Origin of the sequence: Pseudoalteromonas sp. S327, assembly GCF_005886415.1 — a bacterium.
In the GTDB taxonomy this organism is placed as follows: Bacteria; Pseudomonadota; Gammaproteobacteria; order Enterobacterales; family Alteromonadaceae; genus Pseudoalteromonas; species Pseudoalteromonas atlantica.
The window spans coordinates 13,257-35,843 of sequence record NZ_PNDP01000004.1; the positions used below are offsets into that span (position 1 = coordinate 13,257).

Genomic DNA, 22,587 nt, shown 5'->3' on the forward strand with positions numbered 1-22,587 from the left:
AAAAAAGCACAGTAACAAAGCATAAGTAACACAGCGCTGAAATACATGGCGCTGCATATAAAAAATTTAACGCAGTAAGCCCGCTATTTATTACTCTAAAATAACCAAGTTTTACTTAAACCGGTATTAAATTTTAGTTTCACCGCATCGCGCTTTTCATCCCTTCCCTACTGACATATAACTACATATACAAAAACCAAACAGGGAATAAAAATGAAGACGCTTTTAGCACTTAGTTTAAGTAGCAGTTTATTACTTGGTAGTAGCCAGTTAGCTTTTGCAAAGGACAACACATTACAGCTACAAGATGTGTTTAATCTTGAATACGCCAATCAAATTGATATAACAGACGATGGTAAAACGGTGTACTTTGTACGTAACCGTATGGATATAAAAACGGACCGCAAAGTCAATAACATTTGGTCAGTTGATTATAAAACTAAACAACTGCAACCGCTTACCTCGGGCGTGCATATGGATCACTCCCCGGTACTATCGCCAGATGGGCAACGCCTTGCATTTATATCTAACCGCGATGGCAGCAGCCAAATTTATATGAAGTGGCTTAAAACAGGTGCTGTAGCAAAAATTAGTAACCTAACCAGCAGCCCACGCGCAATTACCTGGCATCCCGACTCTCAGCAGCTTATTTTTAGTATGTTTGTAGCAAGTAGCAGTGCACCACCTGTTAACTTACCTGGCAAGCCTAAAGGCGCTACATGGGCAGAACCTGCTAAATTTATAGACGATGTATACTACCGTGCCGACGGAGGCGGTTATAGCCAAAAAGGATTTAGCCAATTATTTGCAATAGATGCAAATGGCGGCAATGCAAAGCAGCTCACACACGATGAGTTTAATAACGCCGGCGAAGTAAGCTTTAGTAAAAACGGCAATAGCCTTTATTTTTCGGCCAATCGGCATGAGCAAAATCAACTAAAGCCCACTAATAGTGAAATATACCAGCTTAATTTAAGCACCTTAAAAATTGCTGCCATTACCAATAGAAACGGCCCGGACCAACAACCCAAAGTATCTCCCGATGGGCGTTACCTAGCCTTTACAGGGTATGATGATAAACGCACCAATTACGAAAACACGCAGCTTTATATTCGTGATTTAAAAACGGGCGATACAAAAAGCCTAACCCCTAATTTTGATAGAAGTGTGGGGCAAATTAAATGGGGTGCCAATTCAAAAGGGGTTTACTTTAGCTACGCAGACGAAGGCCAAACCGCCCTTGCCTACCAACCACGCAGTGGTAAGCGTAAAGTGCTCACCGAGCAAATAGGTAGCGTTGCGTTTGGTCGTCCTTATTCGGGCGGCGATTTTGATGTAAGCGAAGATGGCGAAATTGCTTTTACACTTGCCGATACTCAGCGCCCTGCAGATATAGCCACTATAAAACGAGGCAAAGCTCGTCGCCTCACTACACTCAATGCCGATGCGTTAGACGATAAAGAACTCGCCAACGTAGAAGAAATTTGGCTTAAATCGAACCACGACCAGTTGCCAATTCAAGGTTGGATTGCATACCCTCCTGGGTTTGATAAATCAAAAAAATACCCACTTGTTTTAGAAATTCATGGCGGCCCTGTGGCCAATTATGGCCCTCACTTTAGTACCGAGGTGCAATTGTTTGCAGCCAAAGGGAACGTGGTTTTATACATGAACCCACGAGGCAGTGACTCATACGGTAAAACGTTTGCCCAAACAATTCATCATAATTACCCAAGTAACGATTTTGATGATTTAATGAGCGGCGTTGATGCGCTAATAGCGAAAGGCTTTATTGATGAGTCTAAACTATTTGTAACAGGTGGCTCGGGCGGTGGTGTATTAACCGCATGGATTGTAGGGCACACCGACAGGTTTGCAGCAGCAGTGGTGGCTAAACCCGTTATTAATTGGATCAGCTTTGTACTAACTGCCGACTTTTATCCATTTTTTGCCGATTACTGGTTCCCAGGTAAACCTTGGGATCATATTGAGCACTATATGAAACGCTCACCTATTAGCTATGTAGGTAACGTAACAACGCCCACTATGCTTTTAACAGGGGAGGCAGACTACCGTACCCCTATTTCTGAAACCGAGCAGTTTTACCAAGCCCTTAAGCTGCAAGGTGTTGATACCGCCATGGTGCGTATTCCTAATGCATCACACGGTATTACGTCGCGCCCTTCTAATTTAATGACCAAGGTAGCCTACATTCAATGGTGGTTTGATAAACACTCAAACAAAAAATAAGCTTCGTGTTTAGGTTTTAAAATAGCCACACCTACGTGGCTATTTTTTGTAGTTAACCAACGCTTAGGTCAATTAATGCAAAACTGTAAACCCCCTTTACAGTTTTGAGCTTATCCATATCGGACTTAGGTGTTTTTCAGTTAGTAAAATTTCGGTTTATTGTAATTTTAATCGTTTGAGTTGGTAAAAAATCGGTTTGAACCACTGTTTATAAGCACTCAGTTAGTAAAAAATTGTTTTATAAAGGCACTAGGTTAGTAAAATTTCGGTTTATTATTTTACTTATACTTAGTAAAACAGCTAAAAACAGCCTTTTAATAGGGGGATTTTGCACTTTAAAGCGGCTTTACAGTAAAAAAGCAGCCATATAGCTGTACTTAATATCTACCTAGTTAAATTGTGATCCAGACTAAATTTAGCCGAGTCCGATTTATATTAATACAATAAAAAAAGGGCCTTACGGCCCTTGAGTAACACTATCTAGAAAAGTTAAAACTGGTTCATGGTATTATCTTCACCACCGGCTTTAAGTGCGTTTTCACCAGAGAAGTACTCTTTGTGCGTATCGCCAATATTAGACCCAGCTAAATCTTGGTGCTTAACTGAGGCTTGTTCGCGGCGGATTTCTTGACGTTGTACATCACGTACATAAGCAAGCATGCCCATATCACCAAAGTAACCTTCTGATAAAATATCGGTGCTTAGTGCAGCCGTATGGTATGTAGGCAGTGTAATTAAGTGATGGAAAATACCCGCTTCACGTGCACCATCGCGCTGGAAGTTTTGCACTAATACATCCGCTTCAGCAGCAAGCTCTGTATCGTCCATTTCTGGCGCCATTAGGCCTTTATTATCACCTAGGCTTGGGTAAGCGCTCAAGTCGCGACCCGCTTCTTGCCACTCTTGGTACACTTGCTCACGGAACTTAAGCGTCCAGTTGAATGACGGTGAATTGTTATAAACAAGCTTAGCATCAGGTACTTGCTCTTTAACGCGGTTAACTAGCTCTGCAATTTGTTTAACATGTGGTTTTTCGGTTTCAATCCACAATAAGTCAGCGCCCGATTGTAAGCTTGTTACACAATCTAGTACTACGCGGTCTTTTTCAGTGCCTTCGCGGAACTGGTATAAACCGTTTTCTAAACGCGTTGGCTTACATAATTGGCCATTAATTTTCATTGCCGTATCACCTTCGTTTAAATCATCTACACCGTTAATAGGTGTGGTTTCTAAAAACGCGTTGTACTGGCTAGCTAAGTCTCCTGGCGTTTGAGACACAGGCACTTTTTGCGTAAGGCTTGCACCTAATGAGTCGGTACGCGCAACAATAATACCGTTATCAATACCGAGTTCTAAAAATGCGTAACGTACAGCGTTAATTTTTGCTAAAAAATCTTCGTGCGGTACAGTTACTTTACCTGCTTGGTGACCACATTGTTTAGCGTCAGACACTTGGTTTTCTATTTGAATGGCACACGCACCTGCTTCAATCATCTTTTTAGCAAGTAAGTAGGTTGCTTCTTCGTTACCAAAACCAGCATCAATATCGGCAATAATAGGCACTACATGTGTCTCAAAATTATCAATTTTATCAAGCACCGCTTGCACATCGCCGCCATTGGCTTTCGCTTCGTCTAGATCATTAAATAAGTGGTCTAGTTCACGGGCATCGGCTTGTTTTAAAAACGTATAAATTTCTTCAATAAGCGCAGGCACTGAGGTTTTTTCGTGCATGCTTTGATCCGGTAACGGGCCAAATGCAGAGCGAAGTGCAGCAACCATCCAACCACTTAAGTAAACATAACTGCGCTTAGTTGTTTTTTGATGACGCTTTATTGCCATCATCATTTGTTGCGCAGTAAAACCATGCCAACAACCTAAAGACTGTGTGTATTGGCTGGTGTCTTTATCGTAAGCGGCCATATCTTCACGCATTACATCTGCGGTGTATTGTGCAATTTCAATCCCTGTACGAAAGCGGTTTTGTAAACGCATGCGACTTGCATATTCAGGGTTAATGGCTTTCCATGCGCTACCTTGAGATTGGCAAAGTGTTGCTAGAGTATCGGTTTCACGTGTGTATGTTGTCATAATAAAATCCTTCGAACGGGTCTATAAATTATTTAAATTATTGTGAGAGTGGCTAGGAGTGTGTGCTCCGTATCGCTTAATTCAACATTAGGCTTATTTTTTAGATTTAGTAAATTTATAGTTGTTATTACCGCTATATTTTTTGTGAATGGCTAAAAAGCACGCACTGAGCCTTTTTTGCGTTATTGTTGCTTTAACGCACACAACAACACCGCGACCGTTTAAGGAAGGTAAACATGGCACACACTCTCACACACTCAGGGCTAAGCGTAGATACACAGCTGGCCAACTTTGTAAAAACACAGCTACTCCCAGGCACTCATTTATCTGAGCAGCAATTTTGGCAAAGCTTTGCAAACATAGTACAAACGCTTACCCCGAAAAATAACGCTCTTTTAGCTAAGCGCGAGCAGCTACAACAACAAATAGATGACTACCATAAAACAAATAAAACGTGGGATAGCGCGCAGTACCAAGCGTTTTTAACAGACATTGGCTACCTAGTACCAGAGCCTGCAGACTTTGCCATTGAAACCCAAAATGTAGAGCCCGAAATAGCACTCAGCGCAGGCCCTCAGCTTGTTGTGCCTGTTAGCAACGCACGTTTTGCGCTTAATGCGGCTAACGCGCGCTGGGGTTCGTTATACGATGCGCTATACGGCACCGACGTATTAAGTGAAGACTACGGCGCTGAAAAAGGCACTACGTATAATCCGGTTCGTGGTTTTAAAGTAATGGCGTATGCGCGCCAGTTTTTAGATAAGGCCCTGCCCCTTAAAAATGGCTCACACATAGAAAGCACCAACTACTCAATTGTTGAAGGCGCCTTGTCTATCACCCTAAGAGACAGCTCGCATACTCAACTAAAAAACCCTGAGCAACTTATTGGCTACCAAGGCGAGGCGCAAAACCCAAGTGCTATTTTATTAAAAAACAATGGCCTGCATGTAGAGCTGCAAATAGACCATCACCACCCTATTGGCCAAGCCGACAAAGCAGGATTAAAAGATGTTTTGCTTGAAGCTGCACTAACAACCATTATGGATTGCGAAGACTCTGTTGCCGCAGTAGATGCCGAGGATAAAGTACAAGTTTACAAAAACTGGCTGGGTTTAATGCAAGGTAACTTGGTTGAATCGTTTAAAAAAGGCGATAAAACCATAGAGCGTACTTTACAAAGCGATAGGCAATATACAGCTCTTGATGGCAGCAGCCTTACGCTTAAAGGCCGCAGCATGATGTTTGTCCGTAATGTCGGCCACTTAATGACAAACCCTGCTATTACCGACATTTACGGCCAACCCGTATTTGAGGGCATTATGGATGCGATGTTTAGCGCAACCGCAGCCCTGCACGATTTAAATAAAAAAACAGGCATTAAAAACACCAGTGCGCAAAGTATCAATATTGTAAAACCCAAAATGCATGGCCCTGAAGAAGTTGCTTTTACAAATACGCTTTTTAGCATGGTAGAAGAAGCACTTAGCTTGCCAAAAAACACCCTAAAAATGGGGATTATGGATGAAGAGCGCCGTACTTCAGTAAATTTAAAAGCCTGTATACACGCAGCCAAAGCGCGCGCGGTGTTTATAAATACTGGCTTTTTAGACCGCACGGGCGATGAAATTCATACCTCTATGCACGCAGGGGTCGCTTTGCCAAAAGCCGCTATTAAAGCTCAGCCGTGGATCAAAGCATACGAAGACCGTAACGTTGATACAGGCCTTGCCTGCGGCCTAAGCGGTAAAGCACAAATAGGTAAAGGTATGTGGCCAATGCCAGATAAAATGGCACTTATGATGGAGCAAAAGCTTGCTCATGTGCAATCTGGCGCTAATACCGCGTGGGTGCCCTCGCCTACCGCAGCCACTTTGCACGCTATGCATTATCACGATGTAGATGTATTTACCGAGCAAAAAGAAATTGCCAAACGAGGCATGGCAAGCCTTACTGATTTACTTACACCGCCTTTAATGGCACAGCCGAAAACGCTCAGTAAAGAAGATATTCAAAGTGAGCTTGAGAACAATGCACAAGGCATTTTAGGCTACGTAGTACGCTGGATAGACCAAGGTATTGGCTGCTCAAAAGTGCCTGATATTAACCACATAGGCTTAATGGAAGACAGAGCAACCTTGCGTATTTCAAGTCAACATATGGCAAATTGGCTACAGCATGGGGTGTGTACTCAACAACAAATAGAGTCGATTATGGCTAAAATGGCTAAAGTGGTTGATGGCCAAAATGAGCACGACAGCGCGTATAAGCCAATGGCACAAAGCGAAGAGTCACTAAAAAATAGTATTGCTTATCAAGCCGCTTTAGCACTTGTATTAGAAGGTGCTAAGCAGCCAAGTGGCTACACCGAGCCCTTATTACACAGTTACCGCTTAAAATATAAAGCAAAACACTATAACCTAGCTGAATAGTTAACATTAGTTTAATAGCAAAAAAGCGCGTTTTGCCTACACAAAACGCGCTTTTTGTTTATTAGGGCGTGTTGATCTTTGCAGATTGAAATTTGTTCAACCTAGGCAGAACCCAAAAGGGCAGCGTATGTTTGGCATTTATGCTACGTTATCGCCTATTTATGGGGAATAACCACACTTCATAGGCTCTGCCTTGCCTAAAAACCAAACATACTGCTGCAAATTCAAGCGCCAAAGGTCAACACGCCCTAGTACCGTTATTTATTTAGTGCGCACTGTACCAAGCGCTAAATTAATTTTTAATTATTGCATTGTGATACACGTTTTGAACGTCATCACAGTCTTCAAGCATGTTGATGAACTTGTCAAAATTAGCAATAACTTCTTCATCTTCAATTTCTACATGCACTTGCGGAACAAACGTAATTTCATCTACTTCAAAGTTAATCCCTTCAAAGTTTTCCTCAAGCGCTGTTTTCGCTTTATAGTACTCAGTATGGGGTGCAAATACCGACACTTTACCATTTTCAACTTCCACATCGGTTACATCAACATCGGCCATCATTAGTGCTTCAAGGACCACTTCGTCATCGTCACCGGCAAAACCAAGTACAGCAAGGTGATCGAACATATGTGCAACACAGCCCGGTGTACCAATTTTTGAATCTGTTTTGGTAAACGGTAAACGTACATCTTTAATTGTACGGTTTGGGTTGTCGGTTAAGCAATCAACAATAACCATGCAGTTGCCTGGGCCATAGCCTTCGTAACGTGCGGGAGAATAATCTTCCCCTGCCCCACCGGCTGCTTTTTCAATTGCTTTTTCTATTACGTGAGCAGGAACCTGGTCTTTTTTTGCTTTTTCAATTAGACGACGCAGTGATTGATTGACATCGGGGTCTGGTTCGCCATTTTTAGCGGCAACATAAATTTCTTTACCGTACTTTGAGTTAACTTTAGTTTTTGCGTTGGCTGTTTTAGCCATCGAGCTCTTACGGACTTCAAATGCTCTGCCCATCTTGTGCCTCTAATCAATACGTTAATTTTGCCATATTTTACCAATTCAAACCCTATTGGGCTAGGGTCTGTTGAACTTTACAAACTGAATTTAAAACAACCTATTTGCTAAATAAATAAGGCCGAGCCTATGCAAATAATACAGGAGTAATTACACAAAAATAAAAGCTAAGCGCTATTTAACATAACTCTACTTTTTGTGAGTAACTTTCGACTAAAGTAACTAACTCTGTAAATTCACGTAAAACGTAATCAGCTTGGTCGGCATAAATAGGCACCGCGTTTGGCGCGTACAAACAAGCGCGCATATTTGCATTATGTGCTGCTTGAATGTCGTATAAAAAATCCCCTACGTATAACAAGTTGCTGGCGTTTATATTCCAAAGCGTGGCAATTGCATTTAAGGCACTGGGATCGGGTTTGGCTGGGGCATCGCTACGGGTTAATACCGTTTCGATAGGTAGCGGGTTATTTTGTAGCTTTATTGCTGCCGCTTTATCAAAATTGCGGGTAACAATAGCCATAGGAATATTTTTAACTTTAAGGGCGTTAACAGCTTCGGTTACGCCTGGCAATATAGTAGCAAACTGAGCGTCTTGCAGCTCGTGCTGGTGCACTATATTCATCGCTTCTTCACGCATGTAGGGCGATGGAAGCTGGGCAATATAATCAAGTAGGTCTTGCTCGCATGGGCAACCTATTTGTGCTTTTATAAGAGAGAAATCTAACTCAGACGATACTAACGTGCCATCTAAATCAAATATAACTCCTTGAATAGCCTCTACTTGAGCTTTCATATCATTCCTTGAATGGGGTAAAAATCAATACAACATGTGTACACATAATGACTCTACTTCATGAGAATAATTTAGCAAATGTTTATCAAACAAATTATTAGAAAAGTATTCACTTATCTATTACTTAGCCTTATAAACACCAATTAATTACTAAAATTCTACGAACAGCTAGTAGTAACAGATCAAAAATGAACACAGCATAAACAAAAGGAGAATACGCGCACATAAACTGCAGTGCGCGTAGGTTGGGGAAGTACTTATTGCTCGAACTTAGCCTCGAGCCAGGTATCGTTTTGGGTAAAGTGAAGGGTTTTAATCTTACCTTTACCTTCTACGTTTACCATATTTACTTGAGAAGGCCATAAGTCACGCAGTGCGCCATTACTCATTTTTATGCCTTCAATCCCTTTTGGGATAGGAGCTTCTTGATACACCCAAAAAAACTTTCCATCAATTTGCGCACCGACTTGGCTAAGCGTTAATGGCTTACCCTTTAAGGTTTGCAGCGCAACATGCGACTCAACATACTCTACAAAACGTTGTTGGTCGGCCTTGTTGCTAATGATATCGGCTTTTCCATTAAATAAATGCGCTACAGCATGCTCAGTATCATGTAAATAAAAGCGATGCATAAGCTCAATATTGTTAGTGCGTTTATTAAAAAGCACCGTAGTAACCGATGACTTTAGTTGATGCGCCATACTTGGCGCAGCAACTAAAAGGCAAACAATAATAAGCAAAAAGCGCATTATTGTTGCTCCTCACCATCTTTTTTCTCGTCTTTTTTAAGCTCAGTTTTAATGTCTTGCATAATATCTCGACTTACTTTCGCTTTACTCTTTTTCTTTTTATACACTTCAATACGTGAAGGAATAATACGACGAGGGTAGTTGTTGTTCTCAACATCTACATCAGCTGTTTCCCAGCGAGGGTCAACGCTTACCGATACCAATGGCTTATTTTTATCTGTAACAATAAGCTTTTGTACATTTTTGTGATTACGGCGCCAAATTTCAGCCGGAATGTAACGCTCTTCGGTTGTGCCATCTTCATAAGTTAGCTCTAATAAAATAGGCATTACCAAGCCACCTAGATTTGAAAACTCCATAACATAGTAGTTTTTATCTTCTTCAAGCGCGCGATCTAGCGTTTTACGCTCCCACGGCTCTAAGCCTTTTAAAAACTTGTTGTACGCGTTTCGTTCTTTATTGGTAACAGTAAAGCGGTCGTTTTCGTCGTAAAAGTCGGTAATATCTGGATTTTTTTCAACCCAAGTTTGCTTACCTTCTTCACGGTTGCGCTTAACAAATAGTGATGTTGGTTTGTCTGCTTCTATATCGCGTAAGCGTTTAAAGTCAATATCAGGGTTTTTAGTATCTAAACGTAATTGATACACTTTATCTAACGAGATATCTACATGGTCGGTGCTGTAAAACCAGCCGCGCCAAAACCAATCTAAATCAACACCCGAGGCTTCTTCCATCGTACGGAAAAAATCTGCTGGAGTAGGGCGCTTGTATTTCCAGCGCTGTGCGTACTCTTTAAAAGCAAAGTCGAATAAGTCACGGCCTAAAATAACTTCACGTAATATATTAAGTGCCGCGGCTGGTTTAGTATAAGCATTAGGGCCTAAACGAAGTACGCTGTCTGACTGCGTCATAATAGGTACTTGGTTTTGCGATTTCATGTAGCTCACAATATCGCGCGGCTCAACACCCCACGGTATAGTTGGGTCCCATTCACGCCCTGCAACGCCATCTAAAAAGCTATTTAAACCTTCATCCATCCAGGTCCATTGACGCTCATCAGAGTTTACAATCATAGGGAAGTAAATATGGCCAACCTCGTGAATAACCACACCAATTAAAAAGCGTTTTTCAGCTTGAGAATAAGTGCGCGAGCCATCATCTTGCAGCTCTGTACGTGGGCCATTAAAAGTGATCATTGGGTATTCCATACCACCTACAGGGCCATTTACCGATTGCGCTACAGGGTATGGGTAGTCAAATGAATAGCGAGAATACACTTCCATTGTATGTACTACAGATTCAGTTGAATACTTTTTCCATAAATCGCCACCCTCTTTAGGGTAAAACGACATAGCCATCACTAAAGGTTGTTCATCGCCACCTTGCTGATAGCCCTTTGCATCCCACATAAATTTACGCGACGACGCCCACGCAAAGTCACGCACATTTTCTGCTTTAAAGTGCCATGTTTTTGTTTTATCGGTACCTTGTTTTTCGTTTTCTAACGCTTCTTCTTCAGTAACAATAAATACAGGGCGTTTTGCTGTTTCAGCTTTTTCTAAGCGGTTACGCTGCGTGCGTGTAAGCACTTTGCTTGCGTTATCTAACTTACCTGTTGCCGATACAATATGATCAGCAGGTACAGTAATTTCTACATCGTAATCACCAAACTCAAGCGTAAACTCACCACGGCCTAAAAACGGCTTGTTTGTCCATGCTTCGTAATCGGTGTACGCAGCTAAACGCGGAAACCACTGCGCAAGTAAAAATATATCGTTGCCATCTTCTTCAAAGTGCTCGTAACCAGAACGTGCACCTACGGCATCTTCTTCAACAATGTTAAAAGCAAAGTTCATACTAAACTCAGCTTCTTTGCCTGGTTTTAGCGGCTCGTTTAAATCTATACGCATTAGCGTATCAACAACAGTTACGCGCAGTTCATCGCCATTGTCATCTTTTACATTGCTAATTGTATAGCCTAACTCGTTGTCGCTCATAAATTGTTGACGACGTAGCTCACCTAAACTTAATTTAGCCGGCTTTTGCGCAGGTAAACTATTTAGCGTGCTTTTAAACGTTTTTGTGGTTTCGGCAATTGAGTCGCTTTTAAAAATATTTTGATCTAACTGTAACCACAAATATTTAAGTGTATGCGGCGAGTTATTTTTATACTCAATGCTTTGGCTTGCTGTTAAGCGGCGCTTTTTTTCATCAAGCTTTACATCTATGTCGTAATTAACACGTTGTTGCCAGTATTTTTCGCCAGGCTCACCTGCGGCACTACGATAAACATTTGGGGTAGGAAGCGCTTCGTCTAACTGGCGAAACTTATCAACGAATGAGCCTTTAGTTTGCTCAACGGATGACGCTAACACAGCGCTCGACATTGCCAAAGGCAACACAAACGCGCTTAGCGTAAGAACTGTTTTTTTCATTATGAGTCCTAGTGGAATTTTGTGAGCGTACTTTGACAAAGTTACTATTTTTGTTCAATTAATTAGCGACCAACCGCCCATTAAACACGGTAATATTCACGTTGTTTTAACATGGTTTTTGAATCAGTAAATTAAGCCGCTTTTAAAACTGTAAAGGGGGTTAACACTTTATAGCTAGTTGATGTGTATTAATTAAGGTACAAACACAGTATTTATAAGGGTTCAGGCCTAATTCATGCCATTAGCTTAGGATTAAATTAAGGTGCAAAAATATGTTGTTTAAATTGAGCTTAAATTTATAGCGTTAGCAGTGTTTACACGGTTTTAATGCGCTCAGGTTCAATACAAATTAAGCAGCATATTTAAACTAAAGGAGCCCGATATGAAATTTTACATTGTAAAAAAAGATCATCAGCTCGAAGCTATCCCTGCTGATAAAGACTTACTAGAGCGCTACGAATCAAACCAATATTCGTATGTTAATGTGGTGTCGGCATGCAATAAGCAAGATGCACTAAAACGCCTATCTACTGAACAAAAACACAGTAAAAAGTGGTTAATAATTGGCGCAAATATTGCCGTGATCTCACTAATATTAACTATTTATACGATAAATTAAAAATAGTGAAATTTTAGGTTGATATTTAGTGCATTTTATATTTAAAATCGCCCACTTTTTTTATTTGAGCATAATAAAATCGTTACAATTATTCTCAAATATGTACTTATTACCAGTAAGCAATGTGGTGGGTGTATGGATTTTTATATCCTAAAAAAACAACAAGAGCTAATAGCCATTCCAGCAAATCAGCAAAGTTGTAAGCAGTATCTAGACTCAGGTTATTTTTATATTGATAAAGTAGCCGCCTGTAACGAAACGAATGCCATAAAAGCATTGCAAGCAAAGCAAACTAAAAGTTTAAAAATGCCGCTAGGTATGGCTTTGTTAGCGCTTCCTGTCATTATTATTGCTATATATAGTTTTACCTAAACTAAAGCCCTCCCGAGGCTTGCATCTTTACTTGCCTTGGGTATATTGGCGCTCTTATGGTTTTTTCAAGAGCGCGATATGAAAGTTCTCCACACCTCAGATTGGCACCTAGGCCAACAATTTTATGAACATGACCGCCGTGATGAGCACGCTGCATTTTTTACTTGGCTACTTAGCACCCTAGTAGAGCAACACATAGATATACTTTTAGTTGCAGGCGACATTTATCATACAGCCACACCCAGTGCCAGCGCCGAAAACCAACTTTACCAATTTATAAAAGATGCTAAAAAGCGTTGCCCGCAATTGCATGTAGTTATTATTGCCGGCAACCACGACTCAGCAAATCGTATATTAGCGGCGCAGCCATTACTTGCTCAGTTTGACACCCATGTAGTGGGGCGCTTTGAAGTAACCGACCCAGCCAATACCGTGATTGAAATAAATACGCAAAATAAACGCGCTGTAATCGTCGCTATGCCTTTTTTACGTACCAGCGATATAAGTTCACTTAGTCATACTAAAAACGGCCCTAGTTACGCACAAGGCGTTGAAAAAGCCTATAAGCTTGCTCTTGATCACGCCTATAGCATTAACGCGCAAAATTCGCCGTTAATTGTAATGGGGCACTTACATGCCAAAGGCGGTGATATTTCAAGTGACTCAGAACGTAATTTAGTGATTGGTGGGGAGGAGTCTATTTCGGCCAATGTATTTGGTAACAAGGCAGACTACGTAGCACTGGGGCATTTACACAAAGCGCAGCAAGTCGCTAAAAAAGACGTTATTCGTTACAGCGGTACGCCTATTCCTATGTCGTTTTCAGAGCGTAACTACACGCACCAAGTTAATGTAATAGAATTTAAAAGTGATGAAAAACAAACTATTAGCACATCTGTAAACCCCCTTTACATTCCACGCTCTGCTGAAGTAATTATTTTACCAAAAGGGGAGTGCGTGCCATTAAGCGACTTATGCGAGCAAATTAAAGCGCTCGATACATCACAACATACTATTGCGCCTTATTTACGCGTAAAACTTAAATCAAGTGATACCGACACCACCTTTAGGGAACAAATAGAGCAAGCACTTGAGGGTAAACACGTAAAATTTTGCGGCATTGAGCGGGTACGAGAACAAACCATAACAAGCGATAACAGCGCCGTATTTGAAGATTTAAGCGAAATTGAAATGCTCAACCCATTAAACTTATTAGAACAAGCCTTTGCAAACGACAAAGATATGGCCGGCCAAGCTGTACCAGATGAGCTAAAAACACTGTTAAACGATGTAATAAGTGAGCTGACGGAGCAAGAGCAACTATGAAAATAACCGCAGTTCGTATTCATAACTTAGCCTCAATAGTCGATGCCGAAATCGACTTTACTCAAGCTCCACTAAAAGACGCTGGTTTATTTGCAATAACCGGCGACACAGGCGCAGGTAAAAGCACCTTTTTAGATGCTATTTGTTTAGCGCTTTATACTAAAACAGCGCGCTTAAAAGGCGATAAAGGCAACTTAATTGATTTTAACGGCGACAGCATAAAGCTAAACGATGCGCGTAACTTACTGCGCAGAGGCAAATGGGAAGGCTTTGCTGAAGTTGATTTTGTTGGCCAAGATAAACAATTATACCGCGCACGCTACGTTATTACCCGTACCCACAAAAAGGCAACAGGCAAGTTAAAAGTAGCTGAGCATACGTTACTAACCCTGCCCGATGAAACCCTAATAGCCGATAAAAGCCAAACCATAAAAGAAGTAGAGAACAAAATAGGGCTAAGCTTTGATCAGTTTTCGCGTGCGGTATTATTAGCACAGCACGAATTTGCAGCCTTTTTAAAAGCCACAGGCGATGAACGCGCACAACTTTTAGAGTGTTTAACCGGCACCGATAAATTTAGCTTAATAGGTAAACGTATTTTTGAGCGTAATAAAGCGCTAAAAGATCAATATGAATTACTTAATGCAAGCCTTGCAAGCTACACCTTATTAAGCGATGACGAATTAAGTGCTAAACAAACCCTGCGCGATGAGTTACTTAAAAAAATTGAGCAAACTAAAAAAACGCATGCAGCAACAGAGCAAGACTTAAATTGGTATAAACAATCAGCTAGCTTATCGCAGACACTAGAACACGCAGTAGAGCAGCAACAACACGCGCAACAACAGCTTGATGCAATAGCAAAGCAAAGTGAGCAAGCTAAACAAGCACAAAGCGCCCTTGAAATAAAAGACAACCGCAAACGTCATGAGTACTTAACGGCGCAAAACAAAGCACTTAGTACGCAAATAAGCGATTTAAAAGCGATTGACCATGCTGCGCTTATAAAAGAGCAGGCCGCAACACTTACAACAAAGCAAAGCGAGTTAAAAACAGCGCAAGAGCAAAAGCAAACGGCAGAGCCAATTATTGCAAAAGCCCGCGAGCTCGACAGCCAACTTGCTATACACGCACAAACTATTACAAGCCTGACTCAGCAAAGCGAAAAAGAGCAGCAGCAACTTAGCGAATTACAAACGCAGTACACGCAAAGCCAACATGCACTCGATGAGGCAACAAAACTCAGCACTGGGCATCAAACGTGGCTAAACGAGTACACGCAGCTTAAACCATTGGCTAATGATTGGAATTATTACCAACACAGCTTTAATACGTATTTAAGTGCTAATGAGCAAATAAAGGCAACCGCTTCGCAAAACCAACAGCTGTTAGAAGAGCAAACTAAACAAGCGACACTGTTGGCTGAACAAACTAAAAAAGTAGAGTTGCAAGAGCAACAACTTGCGCATCAACAAAAAGATCTTAACCAGCTAAGTGAGCAACAACGCCAATTTAATATTGAACAATGCGATAGCAAACTTAAAAATATTGAATATTTAAAAGATCAGCGCTTGCGCTACCAGCAGTTTAATCAAGAAATAAAACACAGCACACAACAACAAGCGGCGGTTGCGGCCAAGCTTGTACACAGTGAGCAAACGCAAACAACATTGCAACAAAGCTTAGCCTCGTGCGAGCAAGCACTTAAACACAGTGAATACGCATTAAACCAAGCTCGCCTGCGTGCCAGCGAAAACGTAGAGCATTTACGCACGCAGCTTACCCCTAACGAGCCATGTGTAGTGTGCGGGGCAAAAGAGCACCCGTATGCAAGCAGCCAAAACCCGCAATTAAATAACCTAATAGCCGATTTTGAAACAAGTTATAACCAAGTTAAGCAGCAACACGATAGCGCCCAAGCTAAGCTGCATCAGCACCAAACTCAACATGCTGTACTTGTCACTGAGCACGCTCAATACAGCCAAGCTATACAGAGCGCACAGGCAAAGCAGCTAGAAATTAAAACAACAATGCAAGGGGCACGTACAGAGCTTAACGACTTAACAGCACAGCAGCTTGATGAAACATACGCCCAGCTCAGCAGTCAAAAGTCGCACTATTTTGAATCGCAAAAACAGCAAACAGCCCTGCAAGAAAAAGTAAATCAGCTAATAAATAACTTAAAAGCCGAGCAACATACACAGCAGCAATTGCATAATCAGCATGTTGAATTAACCAATAAGCTTGGCCAAATAAACACTAAGCATGCAGAGCTAAATACGCAAGTTAACGAGCTTACCAGCACCCTTAACGCACAGTTTGAGCACAGTGACTTTTGGCAGCAATTGCAAAATAACACGCTTAATATGAGCGATTTAAGCCAGCAGGTTGAGCTGTACAAGCAAACACAGGTTCAGCTTGAACAAAGTCAAAAACAAATAGACAGCGCTAATCAGCAATTACAGCAACTCACACCGTTAATTGCTAAAAGTGAGCAAGCGCTTAAAGTTTTAAACGACGATTTAGCCAAGGCGCAACAGCTGCAAAATACCACACGCACAGAGCGCCTTGCTTTATTTAACAACGAGCCATTAAGTGCCGATGATTACCAAGCAAAACTTAATGCGCAGCTTGAGCAGTGCCAAAAGGCGTTACATACAAGCCAACAAGCCCACGACAGCGCAATTAAAAAACGCGATGAGCACGCTATAACACTCAAAAACATTGAGCAGCGCTTGGCAGAGCAAATTCAAGAGCAAAGTACACTTGAAGAGCGCTACAATGACTGGTTTAGCGACTTTAAAGCGCAATATAGCGAGGCAAATCACGAACAGATCGCTATTTTACTAACTCTGACTAGTGAGCAAATAAAAGAGCAATTAATGCAGTTTGAGCAGCGTTTAGCAGCACTTACAGACGCAAATGCAGCGCTTAAGCAACAGCAAAAGGCGCAAACAGATCACCAAAATACTAACAAGCCCGAAAAAAGCGAAAGCCAATTAGCAGAGCAAGAAACGACCTTAGCCAATGAGCAAACTGAGCTACAAAATAGTTTGCTTGGCACTAATACCGCGCTTGAGCAACACAATCAAAACGCCACAGCACTTAAAGGCAAACACGCTGAACTTGCTACCCTTAAAAAGCAGGTAGAGCAGTGGCACGTACTTAATAAAGTATTAGGGGATGCAACCGGTAAAACCATGCGTAACTTAGCGCAAACACAAACCCTTAAAATATTGCTGCATTATGCTAACAGCCATTTAAAAACCCTCAATAAACGCTACGAGCTCACTGCCATTGCGCAATCGCTCGATATAGCCATTATTGACCGCGATATGGCCGACGAACAACGCTCCGTTAATACGCTCTCTGGTGGTGAATCATTTTTAGTATCACTAGCACTGGCTTTAGGGCTTGCATCGCTTTCTTCAAACAAAGTGCAAATCAACTCTTTGTTTATTGACGAAGGGTTTGGTACGTTAGATAGCGAAACACTCAGCGTTGCTATGGACGCACTCGACTCATTACAAGCACAAGGCCGTAAAGTAGGGGTTATATCGCATGTGAGCGAAATGAGTGAACGCGTAGCCACGCAAGTACATGTAAGTAAAAAAAGTGGTGGATACTCCACTGTTGAAGTCTTATAAAGGAGTTAAAAAATGCCAACATTCACAGGCGAGCAAGCAACGCATTACAACGACCGCATTACCCGTTTAGTCCCTGGTTATGAGCTATTGCACCAACTTACTAATGCTCAACTTAAAGCAACCCTTAAAGATAACGCACATATTTTAGTCGTGGGCGCAGGCACAGGCAAAGAAATACTCGCCCTTGCCGCGCTTAACCCTACTTGGCAATTTACCGCGCAAGATACCTCAAGTGATATGCTCGCAATTGCTAAACAAGCGTTTGAAGCGCACGGCATAGCAAAGCGCGTTAATGTTATTGAAGGCGAGCTTGATAAGCTATCTACCAAGGCCGATGCGGCCCTATGCTTACTCGTAATGCACTTTTTAAAAGACGACGGCAGCAAAAAGCAGCTATTAAAAAATATTAAAGCTAATTTAAATAAAGGCGCAAACTTATTTATTAGCGATTTAATGAAACCCGAAACCGACTTTGAGCGCGAAGCACAAATTACTGTGTGTGCCGATTTAGGCTTAAGTGATGCAGGGCAAGCCTACACAGCTCAAAACTTAGACAGTGAATTTTACCCACTTGATAGAATGCGCTTTAGCGAGTTACTTAACGAGTGCAAATACGGTATTCCTAAGCTTTATTTTAAAGCGCTTGGTTTTAGCGGATACGTTGTTTAACTTATCTTGAAGGATGCGGCCTGCACCATTTAACCGTATGTTTATGGCGCGGTATGGTTTTACATTCTTTATTAGAATCGGCACTTGGCTCGCTAACATATTGCGAGCTTGGTGCTACACTGGCACAGCCTGCGGCCAATAATATCGCAAATACGGGTATTAATTTTTTCACTTCATCACCTATTAAAATCTGTATTTAAGCGCTTTGCAGTTACTGTTAATGCAGAGCGCTTATTTGTTTAATTTGCCACGTCACTCACCAATATGGCGGGTAGTTATGCATCTACAAAAATAACTTCGCCAGTAATAAAGCCATCAACCGAGCGCTCAAACGCTTTACCTACAAGCTTGCCTGGCACGGGTTGAAAACCTGGCATCATTTCGCCATATACGTCCCACGCTTCTTCAAGCACGGTAGGGTTAACCACATTAATACGCGTGCCACGTGGCATTTCCAGTGATACGCATTTTGCAAACGTATCTATTGCGCCGCTTGTTGTTGCATCGGCAATCGCAAAAGGAATCGGTTTAACGTTTAAAATACCGCTAATCAGCGTAAATGAGCCGCCATCAGCAATGTACTTTTGACCAATACGTACAAGGTTAATTTGCCCCATCATTTTGCTCATAATGGTCGTCATCCACTGCTCTTCGCTCATATCAGCAAAGGTTTCGTATTCGCATAAACCCACTGTATTAACTACCGCATCAAAGTGGCCTACTTTTTCGTACAAAGCAGTAATTGACGCTTCACTCGTAATATCAACAATATGATCTACATCGCCCGAGCGACCCGCTGTAATAACTTTATGCTTAGATAAACCGGTCAATGCCGCTTGACCCATTTTGCCCAGTGCACCGATTAAAATTACTGTTTTCATTGTTTGCTCCAATCATTCAATTTAGTGTGTAGGGGCATAATAAGGGGGTAGCTCGACAATTAGAAACAACCACTTCATGTAAGTGATACAAAAATAAATGGTAATGTGATACGTTAATAATGCTAAAACAACAAAGGCATTGGCATGAGTAAGTTAGACAGGCTAGATATAAAGCAGCTGCGTATTTTCCAGGCGCTCATTCGCGAAAAAAACGCATCAAAAGCGGCGAGTAAATTAGGCTTAACCCAACAAGCTGTGAGTGAGCAACTCAAAAAGCTGCGTGATGTATTTAACGACCAGCTGTTTTTAAGAAAAACCACCGGCTTTGTGCCAACGCCTTATGCAGAAGAGTTATCGGGAGATATAGACAAGCTGCTAAACGATTTTCAGGCATTATTAGCGCCTAAAATATTTGACCCAAAAACAGTTGATGGTGCGTTTGTAATAGCCGCTACCGACTACGCACAGCAAGTTGTTTTGCCAGCGCTTGTAAAAGAGTTAAGAGAGCAAGCGCCTAATTTAAAATTAATAATAAGAGACTTTGAACTCGATAGCCTGCACGATTTAATGGAAAACGGTAAAGTTGATTTAGCCATTGCCTTCCCCGACTACATCCCAAGTACTTACCCCATTATTAAGTTATTTGAGGAGCAACATATTTGCGTTACTTCAGCTAACTCATCAATAGCAGGCACAAAACCAACCCTTGCACAAATAGCCAGTTACCCAAGCATTATAGCCTCGCCTTCGCGCCCAAATTTTAAAGGCTCTATTGACGATTGGTTTAAAAGCTTTGATTTAACGCGCAATGTTGTTGTATCGGCACCGTGTTTTTCAATTGTGCCTATGTACCTAGAAACCACCGACTCCATCGCGTTTTTACCCTCACGCGCGGTAAGCTCCGAACTGGTAAAGATAGAGCTACAGCAGCTGCCAGCCCCGTTTGATGTAATAGCGGCGTGGCATCCACGCTACAATAAAAACCCACTGCATAAATGGGTAGTGTCAAAGTTAGTGGTTGAGTAATTTGGATATATTAACTCTGATCAAACGCTTAAGACAAGCTCATCCTAAAACGTAGGTCGGTTAAGCGAAGCGCCACCCGATGCGCTAATATCCACATCACCTAACATGTTGCTGTGCCCGCAAACTCAAGAAATTTCACCAAGTGCTTTCATCGCGGCCTGCGCTTTATCGGTTTGTACAAAAATATGATCGTGATAAAACGCAGCTACTACGTTAGCGCTTATATTATGCTCGGTTAATTTGGCCGATACCGCAGCGGTTAACCCAACAGCCTCAAGGCTTGAATGCACATTAAGGGTAATTAAATTATATTTAGCTTCATAAGTAATACCGGCTTTATTGGCGGTATCTGCATTTAAAATAAGGGTTAGGCCTTCTTCTTCAACGTAACTGGCAAGCGGGTTTAAATGAACGTAGTCAGCAAGGCTGCCTGCTAAACAACAAAATATATATTCACCTTGTTTAAGCTCGGGGTTCATTGATTTTAATAACGTATTTAGCTCTAAAATTCCCGCCATGTTGAGTCCTTACATTTTTAATTAGATGTTTTAAGCTTGGCAACTAGCTCGCTTAATCGGGCTATTTTAATATTACTTAACTGCCGGTAATCAAAGTACGGGCACACGATAATGTTATTCGTTGTATCAATTGCAAACTCATCGTCTAACCAATTAAATTGCGCATTAAGCTTACCTTGCTGTAATAAGTTTTTAGCATGGGTTCGCCCAGCAATAATATGCAGTTGGTTTTTATTTGTGCCGTTAATAATGGGCGCACTAAATAACAGTGCTGTTTTACTGTTTTTTTGCAGTAAAAATGTATCGCGATACGCTTGCCAGCTAGCGGCTTGTTTAGCAAAGTTGTAATGCTCACTCGGTAGCGCAAACAACACTTTAGCGTATACGTTAAACACTTTACGCCAGCCATTACCACAGTGCTGGTTTATGGTATTTATTTGCTCGTTTATTACAGGCTCAACACTGTGTAGAGTTGCAAAGTAGGGCATAGGCGGCGCTTTTGCCACATAAACGGCTACGCTAAAGGCTTGCTCACCTAAGCCAATTAGTTGCTCACTCACACTAGCTCGCCTTTTTTTGCGCTAAAATACGGTCGAGGTTATTGGCAAAGTTTTGGCGGTCGGTTTGGCTAAGCGGTGGTGGCCCGCCACTCATTTCTACGCCGCTTGAGCGCATGGTATCCATAAAGTCGCGCACGTTTAATAACGAGCGAATATTCTCTGGCGTGTAAAGCTCACCACGCGGGTTAAGTGCTTGGCCACCGTTATCTATAACTTCACTGGCTAGCGGTATGTCGCCAGTAATAACTAAATCGCCTTTTTCTACGCGTTTTACTATTTCGTCATCGGCCACATCAAACCCGCTCGAAACCTGTACGCGGCTTATAAATTTTGAAGGCGGAATGCGCATTGCATGGTTAGCTACTAAAATAGTTGGTGTTTGCGTGCGCTCAGCGGCTCTAAAAAGTATTTCTTTTATTACCACAGGGCATGCGTCGGCATCTACCCATATTTTCATGCTTAAATCTTTTAATTGCTCTAGTATTTAGCTGATCCTATAGCAATTTATTTTAATCGGCTAGCAAACTTTATTGGCTTAGAGCCGTACAAACAACATCACTTTTAAAAAGGAGCTTTCATGAAGGCCATTACGACTATTTTACTCATTACAGGGTTATTTTTACTCACCGCCTGCACAAGCGCACCAGGGGGCATTACTCCAGTTAAAAACTTTAACCTAGAGCAGTACAAAGGTAAGTGGTACGAAATTGCCCGCCTTGATCACTCATTCGAAGAGGGTATGGAGCAAGTAACCGCGACTTACACCGTAAATGACGATGGCACAGTAAAAGTGCTCAACAAAGGTTTTATAACTGAAGAGCAAAAGTGGGATGAAGCACAGGGCTTAGCTAAATTTGTAGAAGGCACTGACACAGGCCATTTTAAAGTCTCGTTTTTTGGCCCATTTTATGGTGCTTACGTTATTTTTGAATTAGACCAAGACGACTACCAATATGCGTTTATTACAAGTTATAACCGCGACTTTTTATGGTTTTTATCGCGTACACCGACCGTTAGTGACAAGCTTAAACAACATTTTATAGCTAAAGCAAGCAAACTAGGCTTTGCTACAGAGCAAGTTATTTGGGTTAAACAGTAGGTTATTTAGCTATGTAAAGGGGCTTTACAGTTGTTGAGCAAATGATTGTTACAGCTGTAATAAAACGATCACCTCACTGTAAGGTAAGTTAAATATGTTCGG

At 41.6% G+C, this 22,587-nt stretch carries 19 protein-coding genes; 9 read left to right on the forward strand and 10 right to left on the reverse strand.

The features are described from left to right. Positions 1 to 213 precede the first annotated feature (213 nt). A complete protein-coding gene (locus CWB60_RS02405) occupies positions 214 to 2,250 on the forward strand; it encodes a S9 family peptidase (protein WP_138579597.1) in 2,037 nt (678 codons plus the stop codon). Between the two features lie 489 nt (positions 2,251 to 2,739). Here the strand turns inward: CWB60_RS02405 and CWB60_RS02410 are convergent, their stop codons facing one another. Next, positions 2,740 to 4,341: an isocitrate lyase gene (locus tag CWB60_RS02410; RefSeq protein ID WP_004587182.1), complete on the reverse strand. Its 1,602-nt coding sequence runs from the start codon at positions 4,339 to 4,341 to the stop codon at positions 2,740 to 2,742. Between the two features lie 236 nt (positions 4,342 to 4,577). On the opposite strand from CWB60_RS02410, the gene CWB60_RS02415 reads away from it, so the two are divergent. Next, positions 4,578 to 6,770 (forward strand): malate synthase G, encoded by a 2,193-nt coding sequence (locus CWB60_RS02415; RefSeq protein WP_138579599.1) that lies wholly within the window; start codon positions 4,578 to 4,580, stop codon positions 6,768 to 6,770. A 292-nt stretch (positions 6,771 to 7,062) separates the two neighbouring features. Here the strand turns inward: CWB60_RS02415 and CWB60_RS02420 are convergent, their stop codons facing one another. The 4 genes from CWB60_RS02420 to CWB60_RS02435 form a co-directional block, all read right to left on the reverse strand. Beyond that, positions 7,063 to 7,788 carry a YebC/PmpR family DNA-binding transcriptional regulator gene (locus CWB60_RS02420; RefSeq protein ID WP_024032996.1) on the reverse strand — a complete coding sequence of 242 codons (726 nt, stop codon included), beginning with the start codon at positions 7,786 to 7,788 and terminating at the stop codon, positions 7,063 to 7,065. Positions 7,789 to 7,966: 178 nt separating this feature from the next. Next, a complete protein-coding gene (locus CWB60_RS02425; protein WP_004588262.1) occupies positions 7,967 to 8,584 on the reverse strand; it encodes an HAD family hydrolase in 618 nt (205 codons plus the stop codon). Between the two features lie 257 nt (positions 8,585 to 8,841). Beyond that, positions 8,842 to 9,333 carry a DUF6702 family protein gene (locus CWB60_RS02430; protein ID WP_004588263.1) on the reverse strand — a complete coding sequence of 164 codons (492 nt, stop codon included), beginning with the start codon at positions 9,331 to 9,333 and terminating at the stop codon, positions 8,842 to 8,844. Then, the gene (locus CWB60_RS02435) at positions 9,333 to 11,768 is read right to left on the reverse strand and encodes a M1 family metallopeptidase (RefSeq protein ID WP_024032997.1); all 2,436 of its coding nucleotides are present in this window, start codon (positions 11,766 to 11,768) and stop codon (positions 9,333 to 9,335) included. The genes CWB60_RS02430 and CWB60_RS02435 overlap by 1 nt, the downstream gene beginning before the upstream one ends. A 382-nt stretch (positions 11,769 to 12,150) precedes the next feature. On the opposite strand from CWB60_RS02435, the gene CWB60_RS02440 reads away from it, so the two are divergent. From CWB60_RS02440 to CWB60_RS02460, 5 genes are all read left to right on the forward strand, one after another. Continuing rightward, the gene (locus CWB60_RS02440; protein ID WP_004588265.1) at positions 12,151 to 12,387 is read left to right on the forward strand and encodes a hypothetical protein; all 237 of its coding nucleotides are present in this window, start codon (positions 12,151 to 12,153) and stop codon (positions 12,385 to 12,387) included. Positions 12,388 to 12,522: 135 nt separating this feature from the next. Continuing rightward, positions 12,523 to 12,759 carry a hypothetical protein gene (locus tag CWB60_RS02445; protein ID WP_004588266.1) on the forward strand — a complete coding sequence of 79 codons (237 nt, stop codon included), beginning with the start codon at positions 12,523 to 12,525 and terminating at the stop codon, positions 12,757 to 12,759. 78 nt (positions 12,760 to 12,837) lie between these two features. Next, positions 12,838 to 14,085 (forward strand): exonuclease SbcCD subunit D, encoded by a 1,248-nt coding sequence (locus tag CWB60_RS02450; RefSeq protein WP_138579601.1) that lies wholly within the window; start codon positions 12,838 to 12,840, stop codon positions 14,083 to 14,085. Beyond that, complete coding sequence (locus CWB60_RS02455; protein WP_138579603.1) at positions 14,082 to 17,732, forward strand: AAA family ATPase; 3,651 nt, start codon at positions 14,082 to 14,084, stop codon at positions 17,730 to 17,732. The genes CWB60_RS02450 and CWB60_RS02455 overlap by 4 nt, the downstream gene beginning before the upstream one ends. Positions 17,733 to 17,744: 12 nt before the next feature. Continuing rightward, positions 17,745 to 18,401 (forward strand): class I SAM-dependent methyltransferase, encoded by a 657-nt coding sequence (locus CWB60_RS02460; protein ID WP_138579605.1) that lies wholly within the window; start codon positions 17,745 to 17,747, stop codon positions 18,399 to 18,401. Position 18,402: 1 nt separating this feature from the next. Here CWB60_RS02460 and CWB60_RS20715 read toward each other — a convergent pair whose 3' ends face one another. Beyond that, positions 18,403 to 18,573, reverse strand: a complete 171-nt coding sequence (locus CWB60_RS20715; RefSeq protein WP_171036110.1) for a hypothetical protein — start codon at positions 18,571 to 18,573, stop codon at positions 18,403 to 18,405. A gap of 103 nt (positions 18,574 to 18,676) precedes the next feature. Further along, the gene (locus tag CWB60_RS02465) at positions 18,677 to 19,282 is read right to left on the reverse strand and encodes a short chain dehydrogenase (protein ID WP_138579607.1); all 606 of its coding nucleotides are present in this window, start codon (positions 19,280 to 19,282) and stop codon (positions 18,677 to 18,679) included. 144 nt (positions 19,283 to 19,426) lie between these two features. Between CWB60_RS02465 and CWB60_RS02470 the strand changes: the two genes are divergently transcribed. Then, on the forward strand, positions 19,427 to 20,308 hold the full coding sequence (locus CWB60_RS02470) for a LysR family transcriptional regulator (protein ID WP_138579609.1): 882 nt from the start codon (positions 19,427 to 19,429) through the stop codon (positions 20,306 to 20,308). Positions 20,309 to 20,433: 125 nt separating this feature from the next. Here CWB60_RS02470 and CWB60_RS02475 read toward each other — a convergent pair whose 3' ends face one another. From CWB60_RS02475 to CWB60_RS02485, 3 genes are read right to left on the reverse strand one after another with little or no spacing between them, the layout of a single operon-like run. After that, the gene (locus CWB60_RS02475; RefSeq protein ID WP_138579611.1) at positions 20,434 to 20,826 is read right to left on the reverse strand and encodes an ACT domain-containing protein; all 393 of its coding nucleotides are present in this window, start codon (positions 20,824 to 20,826) and stop codon (positions 20,434 to 20,436) included. Between the two features lie 17 nt (positions 20,827 to 20,843). Then, the gene (locus CWB60_RS02480; protein WP_138579613.1) at positions 20,844 to 21,386 is read right to left on the reverse strand and encodes a DUF6942 family protein; all 543 of its coding nucleotides are present in this window, start codon (positions 21,384 to 21,386) and stop codon (positions 20,844 to 20,846) included. A gap of 1 nt (position 21,387) precedes the next feature. Beyond that, positions 21,388 to 21,843 (reverse strand): YaiI/YqxD family protein, encoded by a 456-nt coding sequence (locus tag CWB60_RS02485; RefSeq protein ID WP_004588273.1) that lies wholly within the window; start codon positions 21,841 to 21,843, stop codon positions 21,388 to 21,390. Positions 21,844 to 21,963: 120 nt separating this feature from the next. On the opposite strand from CWB60_RS02485, the gene CWB60_RS02490 reads away from it, so the two are divergent. After that, positions 21,964 to 22,485, forward strand: a complete 522-nt coding sequence (locus CWB60_RS02490) for a lipocalin family protein (protein WP_138579615.1) — start codon at positions 21,964 to 21,966, stop codon at positions 22,483 to 22,485. The last annotated feature ends 102 nt before the right edge of the window (positions 22,486 to 22,587 follow it).

Excerpts from the sequence above, each read along its gene's own strand:
- CWB60_RS02405 (WP_138579597.1), top strand. The coding sequence starts at position 214 with ATGAAGACGCTTTTAGCACTTAGTTTAAGTAGCAGTTTATTACTTGGT.
- CWB60_RS02410 (WP_004587182.1), bottom strand. The coding sequence starts at position 4,341 with ATGACAACATACACACGTGAAACCGATACTCTAGCAACACTTTGCCAA.
- CWB60_RS02415 (WP_138579599.1), top strand. The coding sequence starts at position 4,578 with ATGGCACACACTCTCACACACTCAGGGCTAAGCGTAGATACACAGCTG.
- CWB60_RS02420 (WP_024032996.1), bottom strand. The coding sequence starts at position 7,788 with ATGGGCAGAGCATTTGAAGTCCGTAAGAGCTCGATGGCTAAAACAGCC.
- CWB60_RS02425 (WP_004588262.1), bottom strand. The coding sequence starts at position 8,584 with ATGAAAGCTCAAGTAGAGGCTATTCAAGGAGTTATATTTGATTTAGAT.
- CWB60_RS02430 (WP_004588263.1), bottom strand. The coding sequence starts at position 9,333 with ATGCGCTTTTTGCTTATTATTGTTTGCCTTTTAGTTGCTGCGCCAAGT.
- CWB60_RS02435 (WP_024032997.1), bottom strand. The coding sequence starts at position 11,768 with ATGAAAAAAACAGTTCTTACGCTAAGCGCGTTTGTGTTGCCTTTGGCA.
- CWB60_RS02440 (WP_004588265.1), top strand. The coding sequence starts at position 12,151 with ATGAAATTTTACATTGTAAAAAAAGATCATCAGCTCGAAGCTATCCCT.
- CWB60_RS02445 (WP_004588266.1), top strand. The coding sequence starts at position 12,523 with ATGGATTTTTATATCCTAAAAAAACAACAAGAGCTAATAGCCATTCCA.
- CWB60_RS02450 (WP_138579601.1), top strand. The coding sequence starts at position 12,838 with ATGAAAGTTCTCCACACCTCAGATTGGCACCTAGGCCAACAATTTTAT.
- CWB60_RS02455 (WP_138579603.1), top strand. The coding sequence starts at position 14,082 with ATGAAAATAACCGCAGTTCGTATTCATAACTTAGCCTCAATAGTCGAT.
- CWB60_RS02460 (WP_138579605.1), top strand. The coding sequence starts at position 17,745 with ATGCCAACATTCACAGGCGAGCAAGCAACGCATTACAACGACCGCATT.
- CWB60_RS02465 (WP_138579607.1), bottom strand. The coding sequence starts at position 19,282 with ATGAAAACAGTAATTTTAATCGGTGCACTGGGCAAAATGGGTCAAGCG.
- CWB60_RS02470 (WP_138579609.1), top strand. The coding sequence starts at position 19,427 with ATGAGTAAGTTAGACAGGCTAGATATAAAGCAGCTGCGTATTTTCCAG.
- CWB60_RS02475 (WP_138579611.1), bottom strand. The coding sequence starts at position 20,826 with ATGGCGGGAATTTTAGAGCTAAATACGTTATTAAAATCAATGAACCCC.
- CWB60_RS02485 (WP_004588273.1), bottom strand. The coding sequence starts at position 21,843 with ATGAAAATATGGGTAGATGCCGACGCATGCCCTGTGGTAATAAAAGAA.
- CWB60_RS02490 (WP_138579615.1), top strand. The coding sequence starts at position 21,964 with ATGAAGGCCATTACGACTATTTTACTCATTACAGGGTTATTTTTACTC.